Raw genomic sequence first — 21003 nt, forward strand, 5'->3', positions numbered from 1 at the left:
GCCGGCGGATGCGCTAAATAAGAAGAGGAAGTTGAGTCACCCCGGCTCAACTCATCACCTTCGGCCAGGAGAACCGAGGAGGCATGACCATGTTGATGCGTACCGACCCGTTCCGCGAGATCGACCGGCTCGCCGAGCAGTTCTTCGGTACGGCGGCCCGTCCCGCGATGATGCACCTTGACGCCTACCGCGACGGCGACCACTTCTACGCGGCGTTCGACCTGCCCGGCGTCGACCCCGACACCATCGACTGCACCGTCGAGCGCAACGTGCTCACCGTCCGGGCCGAACGTCGCCGACCCTCCGGTGACGGCGTCGAGCTGGTGGCAGCCGAACGTCCGATGGGCACGTTCACCCGGCAGCTGTTCCTCGGCGACACCCTGGACACCGACAAGCTGGAAGCCGGCTACGAGCACGGGGTCCTGACGCTGCGCATCCCCGTCGCCGAGCGTGCCAAGCCGCGCCGGGTGACCATCACCGCCAACGGCGACGGGCGTCGACAGATCAACGCCTGATCATGGTGTCGGGTGGGATCGGCGCGCCTGCACGCCGATCCCACCCGAAGCTGAGAACCTTTTTCACATGGTGTTCTCCGACGCTCCGGTGCTGGCCCGCCCGTCCGCGCCACCCGCGCTGCCGAGTGGGCCGGTCGAAGTCACCGAGGCGTGGCTGCGTAACCGGCGGTTGTCCGAGCACACCCGCGACGCGTACCGGCGCGACGTCACCGGCTGGCTCACCTGGTGCGCCGGCCGGGACCTGGACCCGCTGCGGGCCACGTTCCTGCACGTCAACGAGTATGCCCGGGCGTTGGAGTCCACAGTCGCCGCCCGCAGCGGCCGGCCGCTGACCCCGGCGACCGTGGCGCGACGGCTCTCCGCGCTGTCCAGTTGGTACGACTTCCTGGTGAAGCTGGGCGCGGTGCCGGCCAACCCGGTCGCCGGGGCGGACCGGCCTCGCGTCGACCGGGACCACTCCGCCACTCTCGGGCTCACCCCCGAGGAGGTGGACGCTCTGCTCGGCGCCGCCGACGCGGACACGGGCGCGACCGCCCTGCGCAACCGGGCGGCGATCGCTCTCCTCGCCGATCTGGGCCTGCGCGTCGGGGAGCTGATCTCGCTGGATCTGACCGACCTCGGCACCGAACGCGGACATCGCAGCGTGCGTTTCGTCGGCAAGGGCGGCAAGCAACGCCGTCGGGCCCTCACCCCCGGCAGCGGGTACGCCGTGGACGCCTACCTGGCCCAGCGGGCCGCCGCCACCGGTGTGCCGGTGACACAACTGACCGGGCCGCTGCTGGTCACCGCCAGCGGTGCCCGGCTGGACCGGCACTCGGTGTTCCGGATGGTCCGCCGGCTCGCCCGGGCCGCCGGCATCCCGGCCTGGGCGAAGCTGTCCCCACACTCCCTGCGGCACGCCTTCGCCACCACCGCCCGCTCGGAGGGCGTGCCGCTGGAGGACGTGCAGGACGCGATGGGGCACGCCGACCCACGCACCACCCGCCGCTACGACCGGGACCGGCACAACCTCGACCGTGACCCGGCCTACGTGGTGTGGGCGGCGCGATCCCGTCGGAGCAACTGAGCCGCAGCAGCCGCCCCCGGCGTGCCGCTCAGCTCTGCGGTCGGGGGCAGATGCAGAAAGGCTGCCCGATCGGGTCGAGAAGCACCACCCACCGCTCGCCGCCGGGCTGGAAGTCCGGCTTCGAGGCGCCCGCCGCGACGAACGTCTCCTCCGCCGTGGCGAGGTCGTCGACGTACAGGTCCAGGTGGTAGCGCTTGTCGCCCGACGGGTCCGGCCAGGACGGCGGACGGTAACCCTCGACCAACCCGAAGCCGATGGAGACACCACCGGAGCTGATCATCGCGTACTCGGGTTGGCTGTGGGTGATCTCCCAGCCGAGCGCCTGGTGGTAGAAAGCGGCGTGGCCGGCGGGGTCGGAACTGTCGAGGTTGACCATGGCGAGGTCCGCAGAGGCTGTCACGCCAGCAGTATGCCGCCGGGGCCCGACAAGCCCGCGCGACCGACACACGCGTCAGACCCCCGTCCTACGGTCGACGGATGAGACATGGCCTGGAGATCTCCTGCGGTGGCGCCGCCATCCCGGTGTCCGCTCTGGTGGAGCTGGGTGAGCTGGCCGAACACGCCGGTTGGGACGGCGTGTTCCTGGAGGACTACCTCATCCACTACAGCGGGGACGAGCCGTCCACCTACGACCCGTGGCTGGTGCTCGCCGCGATCGCCGGACGCACCGGGCGGGTGCGGTTGGGCACCACGGTCACCGCGCTGCCCCGGCGCCGCCCGGCGAAGCTGGCGCGTGAGGTCCTCACCCTCGACCACCTCAGTGCCGGGCGCGCCACGGTGGCGGTCGGCGTCGGAGACCCCGGCGACCGAGGGCTGGCCGCGTTCGGCGAGCAGACCGAGGTGTCGGTGCGCGCCGCGATGCTCGACGAGGGCCTCGACCTGCTGACCGGGCTGCTCAGCGGTGAGCGGGTCGACCACCAGGGCACCCACTACCGCGCCGACGGGGTGGCGCTGCGACCGGCGCCGGTGCAGGCACCCCGGGTTCCCGTCTGGGTCGGCGGCAGCACCCAGGCCGCAGCGGTGCGTCGCCGCGCGGCCCGCGCCGACGGCATCGTTCCGTACAAGCTCACCGACACCGACACATGGTCCGACTTCACCCCGGACGAGGTAGGCGAGCTGGTGAACGCCCTGCCACCGACCCGCGCCGACGGCCAGCCGTTCGACGTGGCGATCGGCGGCCGGCGCCGCCGACCCGACGAACGCGCCGAACGGGCGTACCTCGAAGACCTCGCCGCGGCCGGCGCCACCTGGTGGCTGGAGTTCGTCCCGGTCGGCGATCCGGCGGCCATGCGCGCCGCCGTCGCCCGCGGGCCCCTGCGCTGACACGGGTCAGGATGCGGCGACCACGGGTCGTCGGGCGTTCAGCAGAGCAGATCCAGGTGGTGGTGGGCGTCCTCGGCGATCTCCTCGTGCCGCAACCAGCGACGCGCCCACAGCCGGGCGGCCAGTGCCGCCTGCTCGTCGCCCCACGCGGCGTGCTCGACGAGCAACGCGGTGGTCAGCGCGTACGCCAGGCGCAGTGCCAGGCCACGCGCGCCGGCGAGCACCGTCGGTGAGCCCGGGTCGGCGGTCACCGAGGTGATGGTGTCGCCCAGCTGTGCGGCTGCGCCGGCCAGGGTGTCGGCCAGCACCGGCGACAACGGGCGGGCCAGGTCGACGGCGGCGGCGAGCCGGGCCAGCAGCGGCGCGCCGGCGTCCTCCCGGGTCAGCGCGCGCAGCACGTCCAGCGACAGCACGTTGGTGGTGCCCTCCCAGATCGGCAGCACCTGCGCGTCGCGCAGCAGCCGGGGCACCCCCGTGTCCTCCACGTAGCCGGCCCCACCGAAGCTCTCGACATACTCGCTGGCGGAGCTGACCGCCAGCCGGCCGGTGGCCAGCTTCGCCAGCGGCGCCACGATCCGCAGCTCCGCCGCGGCCTCCGGGTCGGCGCCGACCTCAACCCGCCCGAGCAGGGCGAACGCGTGCCCGGCCAGGGCGAACGCTCCGGCCGCGTCGACCGCCAGGGTGCCCAGGGTGGCCCGGTGCAGCGGCGAGGACGACAGCGCGCCGCCCGCGACGTGCCGCACGTCGGCATACGCCCGGGCGTAGGCCAGACCGCGTCTCATCCCGCCCGCCGCCGCTGCGGCGTTGTGCACCCGGGTCACCACGACCAGGGTCATCGCCCGGACCAGGCCGGGCACCGCCGGGTCGCCCAGCGGCACGGCGTACGCGTCGTGCAGACCGATCTCGGCGGTGGGCAGCGCCCGGGTGCCGAGCTTGTCCTTGAGGCGGTGCACGGTGACGCCCGGTGCGGGTGCGCCCGGCGCCAGCCCGTGGGCCAGCGGGGAGTCGACCGCGTAGCGGGGAACCAGGAACGGCGCGAGCACCCGACTGCCGCGCCCGGAGCCGTCCGGTCGGGCCAGCGCCACCGCCATCGCCGCGTCGGCGGCCGAGCAGAACCACTTCTCGCCGGTCAGCCGCCACGAACCATCCACCGCTGGTCGGCCGATCGTGCTGGAACGGCCCAGGTCGGAACCGCCCTGCGACTCGGTCATCCACTGCCCACTGGTGATCGCCACGGTCGGGTCCGTGGAGATCAGCCGGGGCAGCCACGCGTCGCGGACCCCGTTGTCCACCTCGGGCAGGCTGAGCAGCGCCGCAGCCCCGTCGGCCATCGCCACCGGGCAGGAGAACGTCGCGGACTCCGGCCCGTACAGGTGGAGCAGGGCGTGTTGCACCACCCGGGCGGCGGCACCCCAGGTGCCGCGCGCGTCCGGCAGGTAGGGCAGCGCGACCACGGCGTGCCGGGCGGCGGCTGCCCGCTGCGCCTGCCAGCCGGCGGAGGTGTCGATCCGGTCGACCCGGGCGCCCCACGGGTCGTAGCGGACCAGCGTCGGCGGGTGCGCCTCCGCGTCGGCGTGCGCCGCGCGCAACGGCCCGACGACGTCCGCGGCCAGGTCGGCGAGACGGCCCTTGGCGGCGGCGTGCCCGGCCGGGCCGAGGTGACGCTCCAGCCAGGACCGCAGCAGGCCATCACCGGCGTACGGGTCGACGGGGGGTGGTACCGGCTGCACGAAGCGGCTCATCGATCGGCTCCTGGCACTGCTCGGGGGTGTGCGCCGACGGTAGACGATCCGTGGTCGCCGCGAACAGGGCACACCCACTCACCGGGGGGACCCAGTTTCCGACTTGTCGTACCTCGGTGCGACCACGTTCTCTACGGTCGGTAGTCGTGGGTGCCGGCCAGTCGTGGAGCCGACCGGCCCGGCGCAGCCGCCCGATGCGCACCGGGTTGGCGTTCGCCGGGTTCGGGGTGGCGCTGTGCTGCGTCGGGGTGGCCGGGCTGGCCGCCTGGAACCTGCAGACCGTCCGTCAGGCCGCCGGCCCGATCCGGGAGACCGCCGACGGGTTCCTCAACGAGGTGAGTCTCGGCGACAGCGACAGGGCGTACGACCGGCTCTGCGAGGACGCGCGCAGCCGATGGAGCGCGATCGGCTTCACCAGTTGGGTGCGTACGCCGCCGATGGTCACCGACTACGAGATCACCGACGTGTCCGTCACCACCCGCAGCGGACGACCGCAGGGCACGGTGACGGTGAAGCTGACCCGCGACGGCGGGCTCAGCGAGGAACGCCGCCTGCCGGTGGTCCGCGAGGGCGGCGACTGGCGGGTGTGCGGTGACCCCTTCTGAGCCGCCGGCCGTTCGGCCGAAGCGGCAGTGGTTGCTGCGCGAGCGTCGGGGGGTGGAGCCGACCACGTCGACGGAGCTCTTCTTCGACCTGGTCTTCATCTTCACGATCACTCAGTTGTCGCACTACCTGATCGCGCACCCGGACTGGCGTGGCGCCGCGCGTACCGCGTTGCTGCTGGCGTTGGTCTGGTTGGTGTGGATCTACACCGCCTGGGGGACGAACTGGCTGCGACCCGACCAGGCGCCGGTGCGGGCGCTGCTGATCGCGCTGATGCTGGGCAGCCTGTTGCTCTCGGCGGCGATCCCCGAGGCGTTCGCCGGCGCCGGGCTGGTCTTCGCGCTCGTCTACGCGACCCTGCAGGTGGGCCGCACCGTGTTCGCGTTGTGGGCGGTGCAGGGCCACCCGTGGCTGGTCGACGGGTTTCAGAAGGCGCTGCCATGGTTCGCCGTGACCTCATCGCTCGTGGCGGTCGGCGCCGTGGTCGGCGGGGCTTTCCAGGAGGCGCTGTGGGCGGCGGCGATCGTGATCGAGGTGATCGGCCTCTCGACCGGGTTCCCGGTGCCCGGTCTGGGCCGCAGTCCCGCTGAGCGGTGGATGGTGGAGGGCGGGCACCTGGCCGAGCGGTGCCAGGCGTTCATCCTCATCGCCCTGGGTGAGTCGATCCTGGTCACCGGGAGCACACTCGCGCAGCACCTGGACCTGACGATGTCCGGCGCGTTCGTGCTGGCGTTCGCCGGTTCGGTGGCGCTGTGGTGGGTGTACTTCGCCCGGTCCGCCCCGGCGGCGGCGGAGGTCATCGCCCGCGCCGGCGAGCGCACCGGCGCGTTGAGCCGGCTGGCGTTCAACTACCTGCACCCCGTGATGGTCGCCGGGATCATCGTCACCTCGGCGGGCGACGAGCAGCTCCTGCGCGAACCGGGTGCTCCCGCCACACCGGCCGCCGCACTGTTCACGCTGGGCGGCCCGGCGTTGTTCCTCGCCGGGCACGCCGCCTACAAGGCGGTGCTGTGGCGGACCCTGCCGACAAGCCGGATCGCGGCGGTGGTGCTCCTGCTCGCGTTGGTGCCGTTGTGTGTGGGACTGGAGGCCAACGTCGCGCTGTGCGCCACGCTGGCGTTGGTGGTGACCGTCGCTGTCATCGTGGCCGACCGGTTCCGCGTACGGCCAGGCGTCCCGCAGCCGTCCTGACCCGCCCGGTCGCACTGCGTCGGTTCTCGGACAACGTCACCGCAGGTGGGCCCCCGGGTGGTTAGCGTGGGTCACCGGCCCTCCGGGTGACCTTCCGCGGTGCTCGGACGAGCGGAGGCGACGCGATGGCAACCGAGCAGCGACCCCGGCCACGACGGTGGCTGATGCTGGTGGCCGCCGCCGGGTACGGCAAGACCACCGCCCTGGAGACCGTCGGAGGGGACGAGCCGACGGCCTGTCACCGGGCGACGGACCTGATCGACGCGGCGACGCACACCACCAGCCCGCCAACGGGCACGCAACCGCCGACCCGGGTCGCCGTGGACGAGGTGTCCGCGCTCACCGGCGACGACCAGCTGGCCCTGGTGCGGTGGTTGGGCGCGCTGCCGGGTCAACCAGCGGTGACGCTTGCCGCTCGACACCCCCTGGCCGACGCGGCGCTGAGCGCCTGCGCCGGGCCCGTCGTGCACCGCGGGCCGGAAACCCTCGCCCTCGGCCGGGACGCGGTCGCCCGGATCCTGCGCGACGAACACGCGGTGCCCGACAGCGACCTGGCCTACCTGGTGTACGAGTTGACCGCCGGCTGGCCGGCGTGGGTGCACCTCGCTGGCGACGCCCTCGGCCGGCAGGGCGTCGGCCGGCGGGAGCTGCTCGCGGCCCTGACCGAGCCCGGCACCGCCGGTGGGCACTTCGCCCGCGACGAGATCCTCGCCGACCTGCCCGCACAGGTGGCGACTCTGCTCGGTCGCGTCCACCACCTCGATCCGATCAGCGCGCCGCTGTGCGTGGCCGTCGACGCCGACACGCCAGCCGACGTCACCGCGCAGGCGCTGCGCTGGGCGACCCGCACCGGGTTGCTGGTCGCCCACCCCCGCCGTCGGGTCGGCCACACCTCGTCGACGGTGCAGCTGGTCCGGGTCCTCGCCGCGGTGCTGGCCCAGCAGGCGGGTCGGCCGGACACCTCGGCACGTCGCAGGCTGTACGCGGCCGCCGACTGGTACCTCGCCAACGCGTACCCGATGGCGGCGGCACGAGCCCTGCACGACGCGGACGACACCGGTCGGTGCGCGGAGCTGATCGCCAGCCACGGCGAGGGCATGCTCGCCGGTGGTGGTGCGCCGGACGTCACCGAACTGATCAGCGCGTTGCCGCAGGCCGAGCAGAACCCCGACCTCCAACTGATCTTCGGCGACGCGTTGCGGATGTCCGGCTCGGTGACCTGGGCGTCGAGGGTCTTCGCCGCGCTGCTGGCCCGGGCCGACCAGGACCGCCGCTGGCCGGCCCGGCTGCTCTGGCGGGCGGCGATGGTGCCGTACCTGCGGACCGACTACGCCGGCGCCCTGGCGGTGCTCGACCGCGCGGGCGCACCACCGACGCTCACCCCACCGGGTCCCGACGACGTGCTGCTGCTGGCCTGTCGCGCCAGCACCCTGGCCCAGCTCGGCCGGGTCGACGACGCGGTCGCCACTGGTGCCCGGGCGCTCGCCGCCGCACACCAGCTCAACGAGGACGCCCCGTTGGCGGCGGCGCACATCGCGGCCGCGCTGACCTCGTCCGGCACCCGCCGCGACGAGCACCTGGCCGAGGCGCTGGCGGCGGCGGAACGCGCGGGTGACCTGGTCCAGCAGGCACGGGTCCTGGTCAACCAGGCGCACTGCCTGCTGCGCGAGGCCCGGTACCCGTCGGCGCTGGCCACCGCCGTACGGGCGGTGCGCGCGGCGGAACTCGCCGGCCCGCCGGGAGTGCTGGTGACCGCCCTGCACAACGCGGGCGAGGCGCTGGTACGCCTGGGTCGCTACGACGAGGCGACACTGCACTTCACCCGGTCCAAGCTGGTATCACAACGGTTGGGTTTGAACCGGGCTGCCGCCGGGGTCTACGGGCTGGCCGAGGTCAGTCGCCGCCTCGGCCGGCGGGAGGAGGCGTTGGCAGCGTTCGCTGAGGCCGCTGAGCTGGCCCGTGACGTGGGGGACCTCCAGGTGCGCATTCCGGCGTTGGCCGGTCTGGCCCGGCTGCGCTGCGAGGGCACGGGCGCCGACCTCGCTGCCGCTCGTGCCGCGGCCGACGAGGCGCACCGGTTGGCACCGGCGTTCCTGCTGTCCTGCGCGCTGGTCGCGACGGGTTGGGTGGCGTACGCCGGGGGTGATCTGGGTGTGGCCCGGCGGCGGGCGGCCGAGGCGGTCGCCGCGGCCCGCACCGGTCGGCAGGCCGACGCGTTGGCGGAGGCGTTGGAACTCACCGCGGCGGTCGCCGCCGAGCCGGAGACGAGTCGAAGCGCGTTGCTGGAGGCCGGCGCGATCTGGCAGGCGGCGGGTGCGGGACCGGCCGCCGAACAGACAGTCGTCCGGCTGGGCCGTCTCCCGGGCGCCGACGCCGCGCAGCGGTCGGCGGCGCGGCTGGCCGCCGACCGGCTGCTGGCGCTCGGCATCGAGACGGTCGACGGGCGGGCGTTGGCCGAGACGCCCGCCGACGCGGACACCGTCGAGGTGCGGGTGCTCGGCCGGTTCGAGGTCGTCGTCGGTGGGCGGGACGTCCCGCTGCCGGCGTGGCGGTCCCGGCAGGCCCGCACGCTGCTGAAGATCCTCGTCGCCCGGCGCGGTCGTGCCGTCGGGCGGGGGGAGCTGTGCGAGCTGCTCTGGCCCGACGACGAGCCACGGCGGACCGCACACCGCCTGTCGGTGCTGCTGTCCGCCGTGCGTGCCGTGCTCGACCCGTCCCGCCGGTGGCCCGTCGACCGGTACGTCCGCGCCGACCTGACCGGTGTACGTGTCGACCTGACCCGGGTGGTCGTCGACGCGGAGAACCTGCTCACCGCCGTCCCGCGGGCCGAGCGCCTCGCCCGCGACGGTGACCCGGCGCGGGCCCGCGAGCTGCTCGCCGAGGTGGACTCCGCCTACCGGGGGGACGCCTTCACCGACGAGCCCTACGCGGACTGGGCCGACGGGCTGCGGGAACAGGCCCGCGCGGTGTGGTTGCGGGCACTGCGTGACCTTGCCCGGCGGTACCGGGGCGACGGTGACGCCGACCGGGCCGCCACTGCCCTGGTCCGGCTGCTCGACGCCGACCCGTACGACGAGTGGGCGCACCAGGCGCTGGTCGGGACACTCGTCGGTGCCGGCCGGCACGGGGAGGCCCGGCGTTCGTTCGAGAGGTGGGCCGGGGCGATGCGTACGATCGACGCACCGCTCCCGGACCCGGGTGTGCTGCGGGCAGGGGCTGGTCAGCAGGCGTAGAAGTTCTCCTGGCCCGCGTCGGTTTGCACGTACGCGTAGAAGATCGCGCCGGGGTCGGCCGTCTCGTCCTCCGCGCAGGTGTCCACCCCGGGCCCACCGTCGAGGGTGTCACCGCCGGGCCCCGTGACGGTGTCGCCCGCCACCCCGATCAGCAGGTCGGCGCCGTGGGAGCCGGAGAGGACGTCGTTGCCCTGGAGACCGGCGAGCAGGTCGGCGCCGGCGCCGCCGGCGATGAAGTCCCCGCAGCCCTCACCATAGATGGTGTCGTCACCACCGCCGCCGTGGATCGTGTCGACGCCACCGCCGCCGTAGATGGTGTCGTTGCCGCCGAGCCCGTAGATCTCGTCGGGTCCGCCACCGCCGTACAGGGTGTCGTTGCCCTCGGTGCCCATGATCGGGTCGCCGTCGGTGGTGGCGCACGGGTTCGCGTCCGGGTCGGCCTGCGCCGCGGCGCCGCCCACGCCAACCAGTGTGCCGCTGAGCAGGAGGGCGGCCAGCACCGCCGCCACTCGGGTACGCATGATGAAACCTCCTGTTCGTGGACCCCGTCCGGAGTCCGGTGACGCCGCGCTGACGTCACCGGCACTGTCGCAGCCGCCCGTCATCGTGGCGTCAGCACGCCGTCCGCACCCGCGCTGCTGACGCTCTCCTGACGACCGTGCGGAGTCTGGTCCCAACGCCGTCGTCGACAGTCGACGAGGCAGTGCGGAGGGACAATCCAATGAAGCGGAAACTGGCTGGTCTGGCAGTGCTGACCGGCATGGCGGCGGCCACGACGCTGCTCGCACCGACGACCCCGGCGCAGGCGTCGGTGGGCCTGTACCGGGTCGCCGCGACCAGCGTCCTGGACGCGACGAACGCCAAGACGATGGCCATCTCGTGCAACGGCCTGGACCAGGTGGTCGGTGCCGGCGGGCGGATCAACGACGGTCAGGGTGACGTCCTGATGACCCGGGTCTACGCCGACGCGACACTGCACACGGTCACCGTGCTCGGTGTGGAGGCCAACGCCACCAACGTGCCGTGGTCGGTGGACGCGTTCGCGGTCTGCGCCCCGGCCGGGGCGGTGGCCGGCCTGCAACTGGTCACCACCACCTCGGCGAACAACGCCCTCGACAAGGTGGGCATCACCGCCGTGTGCCCGCCGGGCAAGAAGACCTTCGGCGGTGGGTACCGGATCGACAACGCCAACGCCGCGGTGGCGATCGACGAGCTGGCGTTCACCTCGGCGCTCGGCTCGGTGTCGAGCACCGCGTACGTGTTCGGGGCGCCGGGCAACTTCACGTTGCAGACCCAGGCGTTCTGCGCCACCCCACTGCCGGCGATGGCGTTGACGGAGGCGACGAGCGCGTCCAACGCGAACTCGCCGAAGTCCGTGACGACGCCGGCCTGTCCGGCGGGGTCGCAGACCGCCGGGGTCGGCGCGGTGTTGACAGGGCTCATCGGGGACGGCTCGGTGGCGACGTTGCTGCCCAAGCCGGCACTGGACACCGCTGAGGCAACCGGACGGGAGATCGTCCCGTTCGCCGCGGCATGGACCCTCAGGGCGCAGCAGGTCTGCGTGGGCTGATCCACCCCCACGGCCGGCCGTCCCCAGCACGGGGGCGGCCGGCCACCACGTCTCAGTCGCGGGGGCCGAGGTCGCCCGAGCGGTAGTGCCGGCGGCAGAGCACCTGGTAGCGCACGTCGGCGGTGTCGACGGTGTCGCCGATGACGACCTGGGCGCCCTCGCGAACCACCCGTCCGTCGACGACGCGGGCGTTGAGCAACCCTTCCCGGCCGCACCAGCAGAGCACCTCGACCTGGATGCGGGCCACCTCGTCAGCCAGCTCGAACAGCCGCTGCGTGGCGGGGAACAGGCAGGACCGGAAGTCGGTGGCGAGGCCGAACGCGAACACGTCGACGTCGTAGCTGTCGACCAGCTCGGCCATCTGCTCGACGTGCTCCACCGTGTAGAAGCACGCCTCGTCGCAGATCAGGTAGTCCACGCGTACGCCGTCGGCCCACCGGCCGCGGACCAGTGCCCGCAGGTCCAGGTCGTCGGTGACCTCGATGGCCTCGTGGGCCAGCCCGATGCGGGTGGTGACCTGCGGGCCCAGCGACCGGTCGATGCGGGTGGTGACCAGCCCCCGACGGCCCTGCCGGGCGTGGTTGTAGTTCATCTGCAACGCCATCGTGGACTTGCCGCAGTCCATCGGCCCCCAGAAGAACTTCAACGCCGCCGCGTGCACCGGACGCCCGTCGAGCCCGCGCGCAGCCGCGCACCCGGCCGGAGCGTGCGGCTGGCCGGGGAACGGGTGGGCCAGGCAGGTCGGGGCAGCGGCGTCGTCAGTCACGGTCGGGCAGCCTAGCTGATCGACCGCCTCTGATCTGTCGGGCGCGGGACGCGTGCTCAGAGCACCCGGGGTGGCGTGTTGCCCGCGGCCACGATGGCCCGGCGGATCGGCACGGCCGCGAGGAGCAGGAACCCGACCACGAAGAAGATCAGCAGTGAGACCAGGCCCACCCGGTAGGAGGAGGTGAGCTGGAACACCAGGCCGAAGGCGAGCGGCCCGAGCCAACTGGTGCCCTTGTCGCTGATCTCGTAGAAGCCGTAGTACTCGCCTTCCTTGCCAGCCGGAATGAGCTGGCTGAACAGCGACCGGCTCAGCGCCTGGCTGCCGCCGAGGACCAGGCCGATGGCCGCCCCGAGGACCATGAACGGCAGCGGCGCCTCGGCGGGAAGCCGGAACGCGGCGATGATCACACCGGTCCAGAGCACCAGGCTGAGCAGCACGGTCTTCCAGGCGCCGATGCGCTTGGCCAGCGCGCCCAGGCTCAACGCGCCGCCGAAGGCGAGGAACTGCACCAGCAGGATCGTGATGATCAGGGTGCTCTGCTCCAGGCGCAGCTCTTCGGTGCCGTACTGGCTGGCCAGGGTGATGACGGTCTGGATGCCGTCGTTGTAGACCAGGAAAGCCAGCAGGAAGTACAGCGTCAGCGGGTACGCCTTGACCTCGCGCATGGTGCGGGCGAGTTGCCGGAACCCGTCGGTGAGCACGTTGCCGCCGCTGGCCAGGGCCGCGACGCTGGGGCGCTCGCGCAGCCAACGCAGCGGCACCAGGGTGAACAACGCCCACCACACGCCGGCGGACACGATCGACCAGCGGGCCAGGTCCAGGGTGCGTTGCGGGTTGTCGCCCTCATCGAGCAGGGTGATCGCCACGAGGTTGAGGGCCAGCAGCAGGCCGCCGCCGAGGTAGCCCAGCGCCCAGCCGCGACTGGAGATGCCGTCGCGTTCGTCGGGGCCGCCGAGCTGCGGCAGGAACGAGTTGTAGACCACGATCGCGGCGCCGAAGGAGATGTTGGCGACCAGGAAGAGCGCCCCGCCGAGCAGGTAGCGGTCGCCGGTGACGAAGGCCATCGCGATGGTGGCGCCGGCGCCGGTGAACGCGGCGCCGCCGAGCAGCCGCTTCTTGTGTGCCGAGCGGTCGGCGATCGCGCCGATGACCGGCAGCACGAACACGGTGAGGAACACCGACAGCGAGATCAGGTACGGGTAGTAGGACCCGGCGGCGATCTTGATGCCCAGTGGGTAGACGGAGGCGTCGCAGGAGTCCGCGCCCAGTTCGCAGCCGGCCGCCAACTCGGCGACGGTGGTCAGGAACGGGCCGAGGAACACGGTGATCACGGTGGTCTGGAACGCGGAGTTGGCCCAGTCGTAGATGTACCAGCCCCTGCGTTCCCGGCGGGTGCTCGCCGGAGGCGGGGTGTCGTCCACCGTGGGGGTCACGGTCTCGGCCATCGGGCGTCCTTCGATGGTCAGGCGGCCCAGTGGCCGCGGCTGCGGTAGACGTCGCGCAGCACGCCGACGTGATCGGTCATGATGCCATCCACGCCACGATCCAGTAAGTCGTGCATCTGGGCTGGTTCGTCGATCGTCCAGACGTGCACCTGCAGGCCGATCCGGTGGCAGTAGTCGAGGAACCGGCGGTCCACCACCGGCACCCGCCCGTAGCGTGGCGGCACCTGCGCGGCGACCACCGACGGGGGCAGTCGCAGCGGGCGTCCGTGCAGGGAGGCGAGCCGCAGCCGGGCGACCCCGCGCATGCCGAGGCTGGTGGCGACGCGCCCTTCGGTGAGCGCGCGCAGCCGGGTCAGGCGGGCGTCGCTGAACGAGGCCAGCAGCACCCGGTCGGCGGCGCCGGCCCGGGTCACGGTGGCGACCGTCGGCGCGACGCCGCTGTCGGCCTTCACGTCGATGTTGAAGCGGACCTGCGGCCAGGCGCCGAGCACTTCGTCGAGCCGGGGTACGACGGCAGCGCCGCCGACGCGTACCGAGGCGAGGTCGGCCCAGCTCATCTCGGCGATGCGCCCCGCCTCACCGGTGACCCGGCGCAGCGTCGGGTCGTGGAAGATCACCGCGACGCCGTCCGTGGTGGCGTGCACGTCGGTCTCCACGTACCGGTAGCCGAGCCCGATGGCCCGGGCGAACGCCTCGGTGGTGTTCTCGTCGCCCTCGGCGGCGCCGCCACGGTGGGCGAACGCCAGTGGCGCGGGCGCGTCGAGGTAGCCGGGTCGGGTCAACACGCGACGCAGTATGCCCTCGGCGGGTGGCCGGTGGGTGGCCGGCCGGCGTCTGTCGCCCGCTCGCGCCGCTGTCCGGGCGACACCGCCGTGCCGGTCAGCGCCGCAGGAGCCGGAGCGTCTCCTCCCAGAGGAGGTCGGCGTTCTTCTCGTCCAGGGCGTACGGGAGCACTCCGCTCCTGCCGTCGACGGGCTCGGCGATGACAGTGGCCTCGTTGGCGTCCTCGAAGTAGCGGCCGGTCACGCCGTCGACCGCGGGGGAGGCGGCCATCAGGACCGAGGTGGCCGCTCCCTGCTGCGGGGTCTTCCAGCCCGGTGGCACGTCGAGGCGGTTGCCCTGCTCGTCGACGGCGCCGACCCAGCGCAGCTGCGCGTCGTCGAGATGTCGTTGCAGCTTGGTCATGATGCCACCGGGGTGCAGGGCGTTGGCGGTGATCCCGTCGGCGGCCCACCTGCTCGCCAGGGCGACGGTGAAGAGGATGGTGGCGGTCTTCGACTGGCCGTACGCCGACCAGGCCTCGTAGCGGCGCGCGGTGAAGTGGATGTCGTCGAGGATGACCGGGGACTGCTGGTGGGCCGACGAGCTGACGACGACTATCCGGGCGCCCCCCGCTGCGGTGAGTGCGTGGTGCAGACCCAGGGTCAGCTCGGCGTGACCGAGGTGGTTGATGGCGAACTGTGTCTCCCAACCCTCGGCGGTCCGGGTGAGCTCCGGCAGGGCCATGACACCGGCGTTGTTGACCAGGATGTGCAGTGGGCCCGTCCACCCGCTGAGGAAGGCGTCGATGGAGGCACGGTCGGCCAGGTCGAGGTGGTCGACTCGGACCTTGCCGGGCGCCCCGCCCGCCGTGATGTCGGCGGCGGCGAGCTCACCGGCGGCGATGTCGCGCACGGCCAACGTCACTTCGGCGCCGGCGTCGGCCAGGGCCCGGGCGGTTTCCAGGCCGATGCCGGACGCGCCGCCGGTGACCACGGCCCGCCGGCCGGTGAGATCGACCCCGGCGATCACGTCGGCTGCGGTCGACCGGGCGGAGTACGGGGTGATGATTCGTGACATTTCGGAACTCCTTGGACGCAGGGAACCAGCGTGAGGCGATACGGTCGGTGCCCGGCGGGTCAGTCGGCGGGTCGGTGGATCAGCTGCAGGCTCCGCCGGATGCGGTCGCGGAAGTCGTCCCTGGTGGCCGACGTCGATTTCCAGGTCAGGGCGGCGGAGAAGAGCAGATCCATCACGTCGTGTCCGGTCAGCTCGGCGCGCAGCAGGCCGGGTGGGGCGAGGGCGGCGATGTGGGCGCTCAGCGTCGCCCGGGCCCGCTCCTGGTAGTCGTGGAACATCGAGCCCAACCGGGGTTCGCTGTTCTCCAGCAGTTCGTTGAGGTCGCGGGCCAGCTGGGTGTCGATGTACGGGCCCATCAGCGCGTCGAGCGCGGCCACGACTCCCTCGTCGAAGCCCAGCGAGCGGTCGGCGAGGTGGACCTCCATGGCCCGCTGGGCGCGCTCCAGGACACCCTGCATGGTGGCGCGGTACAACTGCTCCTTGTTGGGGAACATCAGGTACAGACCCGGTCGGGAAATGCCGGCCGCCTTGGCGACGGCCTCCATCGACGTTTTCTGGAATCCGTAGCGGCCGAACACCCCGACCGCCGCCACGAGGACCGCAGCGCGCTTCGGGTCTTCGACGTCCATCTCCATGTTGCTCACGTTAGACACATTAGACGAATATCGAAGGTTTGTCTAATCCATCAGCCCGGAGTGCGGCAAGGAAGATCATCCCGCGTTGGGGCGGTGGGCGCGACTCGAGTCGCTGGGCCGACCGGGGTCGACGTGTCGGGGCAGGTCGGGTTCGTCGGGCCGCAGCGGTGCGAGGGTGTCGGTGAGCGCGTCGATGATCCGACCGGTGGCCCGCCGGGCGGCGCCAGGGCTCGCGTCGCTCGACTCGCCGAGGTCGACGGGCGCGCCGAAGTGCACCCGGATCACCGGGCGGTGCCACAGCGAGTGGGCGATGCCGCGCAGCATGCCCCGGGGCGCCCGGTAGGGCAGCACCTCGTGGGCGCCCCACTGGGCGACCGGTATGACCGGGGCGCCGCAGGCCAGCGCGAGTCGGGCTGTGCCGGTCTTGCCGCGTTCGGGCCACATGCCGGGGTCCAGGCCGATGCGTCCCTCGGGGTAGATGAGGATCACCGACCCGCGCGCGACGGCGGTGGCGGCATCGTCGAGGGCCCGGTGCACGGCGCTGGTGCCCCGGTCGACGCGGATGTGCCCGGCGTGGCGCATGGCGGCGCCGAGCACCGGGGCGCGGAACAGGCCGGCGGTCGCCATGATCCGGGGGGCGATGCCCCGGGTGTGGCAGGCGGCGGCCATCACGACCGGGTCGAACGGGCTGATGTGGTTGGCGGCCAGCACCAGTGGGCCACGACGCAGGTGCGCCGGGACGTCGCCGGTGACCTCGAGGCGGGCCAGCAGGCCGACCAGGACCTGGGTCAGCAGGAGGGCGCCGCGCCAGATCAGCGGCGGTTGCCAGGGGGAGTGCGCGGTGTCCATCAGCGCGACATCGTCGCACGCGCCGGTGTGGTCGCGAGGGCGGGTCGGCGGGTTGCCTAGGTCCGTGGTCCGGGGTGATCAGGGTCATTGGTCCCGGGCCGGTTCGGGCCGCCCGGCCCTGCCCAATCGTCTACGACGAGCAGTAGTATTTACTACGTCTCGTAGTACGAACAGCAGCTGGGGGTTTCAGGTGGACGCGTTGGACGTCGCCCGGTGGCAATTCGGTGTCACCACCGTCTACCACTTTCTCTTCGTGCCACTGACCATCGGTCTGTCGGTGCTGGTGGCCATCCTGCAGACGTTGTGGCACCGCACCGGCAACGAGCGCTACCTGAAGCTCACCAAGTTCTACGGCAAGCTGTTCCTGATCAACTTCGCGATGGGCGTGGTCACCGGCATCGTGCAGGAGTTCCAGTTCGGCATGAACTGGAGCGACTACTCCCGCTTCGTCGGCGACATCTTCGGCGCACCCCTGGCCATCGAGGCGCTGGTCGCGTTCTTCCTCGAATCCACCTTCATCGGCCTGTGGATCTTCGGCTGGGACCGGCTGCCCAAGCGGGCGCACCTGGCCAGCATCTGGGCCGCCGCTATCGGCACCAACCTGTCCGCGTACTTCATCCTCGCGGCGAACTCGTTCATGCAGAACCCGGTCGGCTACCGCATCAACCCCGACAGCGGGCGCGCGGAGCTGACCGACTTCCCGGCCGTGCTGACCAACAAGGTCGCCCTGATCACCTTCCCGCACACCCTGGCCGGCTCGTTCCTGGTCGCCGGGTCGCTGGTGGTCGCGGTCGGCCTCTGGCACGTGATCCGCAACCGCGACTCCGCCGACACCGGCGCCTACCACTTCGCCACGAAGTTCGGCTCCTGGGTGGTCCTGGTCGCCTCCGCGGCCGTGCTGTTCACCGGCGACATCCAGGGCAAGATCATGACGGACGTGCAGCCGATGAAGATGGCCGCCGCCGAGGGCCTCTACACCACCGAGAGCCCCGCCTCGTTCTCCGTGCTCACCATCGGCAGCCTCGACGGCAGCCGCGAGGTGTTCGCCCTCAAGATCCCGTACCTGCTGTCGTACCTGGGCACCGGCGACCCGAACGGCACCGTGCAGGGCATCAACGACCTGCAGGCCCAGTACGCCACCCAGTACGGCGCGGGCAGCTACACCCCGATCATCCCGGTCACCTACTGGAGCTTCCGCTTCATGATCGCCTTCGGGATGGCCGCCGGGGCCATCGCCCTGCTGGTGCTCTGGAGCCAGCGCAAGGGCCGCACCCCGAGCAGCAAGTGGCTGCTGCGCGCCGGGCTGGCCATGCCGGTGCTGCCGTTGCTGGCCAACTCCTTCGGCTGGATCTTCACCGAGATGGGCCGCCAGCCGTGGATCGTCTTCGGCGAGATGCTCACCCGCAACGGGGTGTCCCGCAGCGTCTCGCTGGCCGAGGTGCTCACCTCGTTCACCGCCTTCACGCTCATCTACGCCACGCTCGCCGTGATCGAGGTGAAGCTGCTGCTGCGCTACGCCAAGGCCGGCGTGCCCGACGTCAGCGAAGAGCACCCCATCGACGACACCCACGACGACGCCGAGCGCCCGCTCGCCTTCGCCTACTGATCCCGGAGCCCATCGTGGAACTGACCACCATCTGGTTTCTCCTCGTCGCCGTGCTGTTCACCGGGTACTTCATCCTGGAGGGCTTCGACTTCGGCGTCGGCATGCTGCTGCCCGTCCTGGGCCGCGACGACCGTGAGCGCCGCGTCCTGATCAACACCATCGGCCCGGTCTGGGACGGCAACGAGGTGTGGCTGATCACCGCCGGTGGCGCCATGTTCGCCGCGTTCCCCGAGTGGTACGCCACCCTGTTCTCCGGCTTCTACCTGCCGCTGCTGCTGATCCTGCTGGCCCTGATCGCCCGGGGGGTCGCCTTCGAATACCGGCACAAGCGCCCGGAGGCGTCCTGGAAGCGCCGCTGGGACACCGCGATCGTGGTCGGCTCGCTGCTGCCGGCGATCCTGTGGGGCGTCGCCTTCGCCAACATCCTGCGCGGGGTGCCGCTGGACGCCGACCACGAGTACGTCGGTGGCCTGGTGGACCTGCTCAACCCGTACGCCCTGCTCGGTGGCGCGACCACCCTGGCGTTGTTCCTCACCCACGGCGCGGTGTTCCTGGCCCTGAAGACCACCGGTGACATCCGGGAGCGCGCGGGCGCCCTCGCGGTGCGCCTGGGCGTCGGCGCCGCCGTGCTCGCGGTCGGGTTCCTGTCCTGGACGCTGAGCATCCGCTCCAGCGCGGCGGCCGTCGTGCTCGCCGTCGGCGCGGCCCTCGCCCTGCTCGGTGGTCTGGCCGCCGCCCGGGTACGCCGGGAGGGCTGGGCGTTCGCCGGCACCGCCGTGGCGATCGGCTTGGCCGTGGCGACCCTGTTCGCGGCGTTGTTCCCGAACGTGCTGCCGTCCACCCTGGACGCGGCCGGCACGCTGACGGCCACCAACGCCGCCTCCACCCCGTACACCTTGAAGATCATGACCTGGGTGGCGGTGATCTTCACTCCGATCGTGCTGGCCTACCAGGGCTGGACCTACTGGGTGTTCCGCAAGCGCATCGGCGTGGCCAACATCCCGCAGCACTGACCGGCGGCCGCGGGGCCGCCGCCCGCCGGAAAAATCGGCGGTCGTCGGGAGTGGGCCCCGCTAGGGTGTGCCGATGCCCGAGCCTGTGCACGTACGTGAACTCACCACCGACGACCTCGACGCCGCCTGGGAGCTGGGACGGGTCGCGTTCGGCGCCACCTCGGAACGAGCCGCCAGCACCACCGTCGCGGTGCCCGGCATGAGCCGCTACGGCGCGTTCGACGACAGCGGTCGGCTCGTCGGCAAGGCCGTCGACCTGCACCACGACCAGTGGTGGTCGGGCCGGGCGGTGCCGGCCGCCGACGTCGCCGGTGTGGCGGTCGCCCCCGAGGCCCGGGGCCGGGGCGTCGGCCGTGCCATGCTCACTGGTCTGCTGCGCGGGGCCCACGAGCGGGGAGCGGCGGTCAGCGCCCTCTACCCGACCGTCGCCGCCCCCTACCGGGCCTGCGGATGGGAGACCGCCGGTGTGCTGCGTACCGTCGATCTGGCCACCGCCGCGCTGCCCCGGCACCGGCCCTCCCCGGACCTGACCGTGCGGGCCGGCGCGGTGGCCGACCTGCCCGCCGTCGCCGACCTGTACGAGCGGGTCGCCCGCCACCGCAACGGCATGCTGACCCGCCGGGGTGAGCTGTACGACTTCTTCGCCGCCGACCGGGGCCTGGCCGGCGACGGTCTCACCCTCGTCGAGGACGACGGCGACCTGGTCGGCTACGCCACCTGGCAGCGGGGATCGGGCTACGGCGTCGACTCGGTGCTCACCGTCGACGAGGCCCTGGCCGTCACCGCCGAGGCCGCGCGGGAGCTCGTCGGGATGCTCGGCAGTTGGGCCAGTGTCGCGCCGACGCTGCGGCTGTGCCCGCTCGACGGCGACGCGGTCAGCCCTCACCTGCCACTGGAGTCGGCCCGCGACCACGAGCGGGACCTGTGGATGCACCGACCGGTCGACGTCGCCCGAGCGGTAAGCGCACGGGGGTGGCCCGCCCACACCCGGGGCGTCGTCGATTTCGGCCTCACCGACACCCTCGCCGAGTGGAACACAGGCACCTGGCGGTTGAGCGTCGCCGACGGCGCCGCCGAGCTGACCCGGGTCGACGGCGAGGCGGACCTGCGGTTGGACGTACGCGGCTTCGCCCTGCTCTACGCCGGCGCCGCGCGGGCCCGCGCGGTCGCGCAGGCCGGGCTGCTGCACCACAGCGCGGGTGTCGACCCGGCCGCGCTCGACCTCCTCGACGCTGGCGGGCCGGCGCAGTTACTCGACTACTTCTGACCTGCGGCCGATGGTTTCCGCCTCCGAAGTGGGAACTCGGCGGCGGCAGCGGACACATACAGGTGTGACAGCCGAGATGCGGGCCCGGACCCGGGCCGGAGGCTCCGAGGCGTTGGGTGAGCTATTCGACGAGCACGCCCACGCGGTTCATCGACATGCGCTGCGGAGCGGAAGCGATCCGGCGCACACCGAGGACGTGGAGTCGCAGCTCGGCCGGCGAGACGGCACCGCGCGCAGTCAACCTGACCATGCCGGCCCTCGGCTTGACTCGGGACCACGGTGGGTTGCTATCGGTCGCTCCGCGACACCGGCGCGGCGTCGGCTTCTGACGATGAGC

The 21003-nt window shown here is 72.5% G+C and carries 19 protein-coding genes; 10 read left to right on the top strand and 9 right to left on the bottom strand.

Translation table 11 applies throughout. From position 1 onward, the window contains the following. Positions 1–89: 89 nt before the first annotated feature. Positions 90–515, top strand: a complete 426-nt coding sequence (locus tag CLT68_RS21865) for an Hsp20/alpha crystallin family protein (RefSeq protein ID WP_088951751.1) — start codon at positions 90–92, stop codon at positions 513–515. 67 nt (positions 516–582) lie between these two features. Continuing rightward, entirely contained in the window at positions 583–1581 is a 999-nt protein-coding gene (locus CLT68_RS21870; protein WP_099853545.1) for a tyrosine-type recombinase/integrase, read from the top strand. A 28-nt stretch (positions 1582–1609) separates the two neighbouring features. On the opposite strand, the gene CLT68_RS21875 is transcribed toward CLT68_RS21870, so the two are convergent. Next, complete coding sequence (locus CLT68_RS21875; RefSeq protein WP_099853547.1) at positions 1610–1981, bottom strand: VOC family protein; 372 nt, start codon at positions 1979–1981, stop codon at positions 1610–1612. A gap of 77 nt (positions 1982–2058) precedes the next feature. On the opposite strand from CLT68_RS21875, the gene CLT68_RS21880 reads away from it, so the two are divergent. Beyond that, the gene (locus CLT68_RS21880; protein WP_099853549.1) at positions 2059–2904 is read left to right on the top strand and encodes an LLM class flavin-dependent oxidoreductase; all 846 of its coding nucleotides are present in this window, start codon (positions 2059–2061) and stop codon (positions 2902–2904) included. Between the two features lie 38 nt (positions 2905–2942). On the opposite strand, the gene CLT68_RS21885 is transcribed toward CLT68_RS21880, so the two are convergent. Continuing rightward, positions 2943–4646: an acyl-CoA dehydrogenase family protein gene (locus CLT68_RS21885; protein ID WP_099853551.1), complete on the bottom strand. Its 1704-nt coding sequence runs from the start codon at positions 4644–4646 to the stop codon at positions 2943–2945. Between the two features lie 146 nt (positions 4647–4792). On the opposite strand from CLT68_RS21885, the gene CLT68_RS21890 reads away from it, so the two are divergent. The 3 genes from CLT68_RS21890 (at position 4793) to CLT68_RS21900 (ending at position 9673) form a co-directional block, all read left to right on the top strand. Next, positions 4793–5251 carry an Rv0361 family membrane protein gene (locus CLT68_RS21890; RefSeq protein WP_370453010.1) on the top strand — a complete coding sequence of 153 codons (459 nt, stop codon included), beginning with the start codon at positions 4793–4795 and terminating at the stop codon, positions 5249–5251. Further along, on the top strand, positions 5238–6440 hold the full coding sequence (locus tag CLT68_RS21895; RefSeq protein ID WP_099853555.1) for a low temperature requirement protein A: 1203 nt from the start codon (positions 5238–5240) through the stop codon (positions 6438–6440). The genes CLT68_RS21890 and CLT68_RS21895 overlap by 14 nt, the downstream gene beginning before the upstream one ends. Positions 6441–6565: 125 nt before the next feature. Then, positions 6566–9673 carry a BTAD domain-containing putative transcriptional regulator gene (locus CLT68_RS21900; protein WP_099853556.1) on the top strand — a complete coding sequence of 1036 codons (3108 nt, stop codon included), beginning with the start codon at positions 6566–6568 and terminating at the stop codon, positions 9671–9673. Here the strand turns inward: CLT68_RS21900 and CLT68_RS21905 are convergent. Continuing rightward, positions 9661–10194 carry a calcium-binding protein gene (locus tag CLT68_RS21905; RefSeq protein WP_158240911.1) on the bottom strand — a complete coding sequence of 178 codons (534 nt, stop codon included), beginning with the start codon at positions 10192–10194 and terminating at the stop codon, positions 9661–9663. The genes CLT68_RS21900 and CLT68_RS21905 overlap by 13 nt on opposite strands. 200 nt (positions 10195–10394) lie before the next feature. Here CLT68_RS21905 and CLT68_RS21910 point away from each other — a divergent pair, with 200 nt between their 5' ends. Then, on the top strand, positions 10395–11243 hold the full coding sequence (locus CLT68_RS21910; RefSeq protein WP_099853559.1) for a hypothetical protein: 849 nt from the start codon (positions 10395–10397) through the stop codon (positions 11241–11243). A 52-nt stretch (positions 11244–11295) separates the two neighbouring features. On the opposite strand, the gene CLT68_RS21915 is transcribed toward CLT68_RS21910, so the two are convergent. The 6 genes from CLT68_RS21915 to CLT68_RS21940 form a co-directional block, all read right to left on the bottom strand. After that, on the bottom strand, positions 11296–12009 hold the full coding sequence (locus CLT68_RS21915; protein ID WP_099853561.1) for a thymidine kinase: 714 nt from the start codon (positions 12007–12009) through the stop codon (positions 11296–11298). A gap of 56 nt (positions 12010–12065) precedes the next feature. Continuing rightward, entirely contained in the window at positions 12066–13457 is a 1392-nt protein-coding gene (locus tag CLT68_RS21920; protein ID WP_099853563.1) for an MFS transporter, read from the bottom strand. Positions 13458–13474: 17 nt separating this feature from the next. Further along, entirely contained in the window at positions 13475–14242 is a 768-nt protein-coding gene (locus CLT68_RS21925) for a glycerophosphodiester phosphodiesterase family protein (RefSeq protein ID WP_099853565.1), read from the bottom strand. Positions 14243–14336: 94 nt separating this feature from the next. Continuing rightward, complete coding sequence (locus CLT68_RS21930) at positions 14337–15296, bottom strand: SDR family NAD(P)-dependent oxidoreductase (protein ID WP_099853566.1); 960 nt, start codon at positions 15294–15296, stop codon at positions 14337–14339. A gap of 59 nt (positions 15297–15355) precedes the next feature. Next, the gene (locus tag CLT68_RS21935; protein ID WP_099853568.1) at positions 15356–15931 is read right to left on the bottom strand and encodes a TetR/AcrR family transcriptional regulator; all 576 of its coding nucleotides are present in this window, start codon (positions 15929–15931) and stop codon (positions 15356–15358) included. 75 nt (positions 15932–16006) lie between these two features. Next, on the bottom strand, positions 16007–16780 hold the full coding sequence (locus tag CLT68_RS21940) for a lysophospholipid acyltransferase family protein (RefSeq protein WP_099853571.1): 774 nt from the start codon (positions 16778–16780) through the stop codon (positions 16007–16009). Positions 16781–16970: 190 nt separating this feature from the next. Between CLT68_RS21940 and CLT68_RS21945 the strand changes: the two genes are divergently transcribed. The 3 genes from CLT68_RS21945 (at position 16971) to CLT68_RS21955 (ending at position 20666) form a co-directional block, all read left to right on the top strand. Then, positions 16971–18386 carry a cytochrome ubiquinol oxidase subunit I gene (locus CLT68_RS21945; protein ID WP_099853573.1) on the top strand — a complete coding sequence of 472 codons (1416 nt, stop codon included), beginning with the start codon at positions 16971–16973 and terminating at the stop codon, positions 18384–18386. A gap of 14 nt (positions 18387–18400) precedes the next feature. Then, entirely contained in the window at positions 18401–19399 is a 999-nt protein-coding gene (gene cydB, locus CLT68_RS21950; protein WP_099853575.1) for a cytochrome d ubiquinol oxidase subunit II, read from the top strand. 73 nt (positions 19400–19472) lie between these two features. After that, positions 19473–20666, top strand: coding sequence for a GNAT family N-acetyltransferase (locus CLT68_RS21955; protein WP_199177113.1), 1194 nt, complete (start codon positions 19473–19475; stop codon positions 20664–20666). Positions 20667–21003: the final 337 nt, after the last annotated feature.

Source organism: Micromonospora sp. CNZ299 (genome assembly GCF_002754415.1).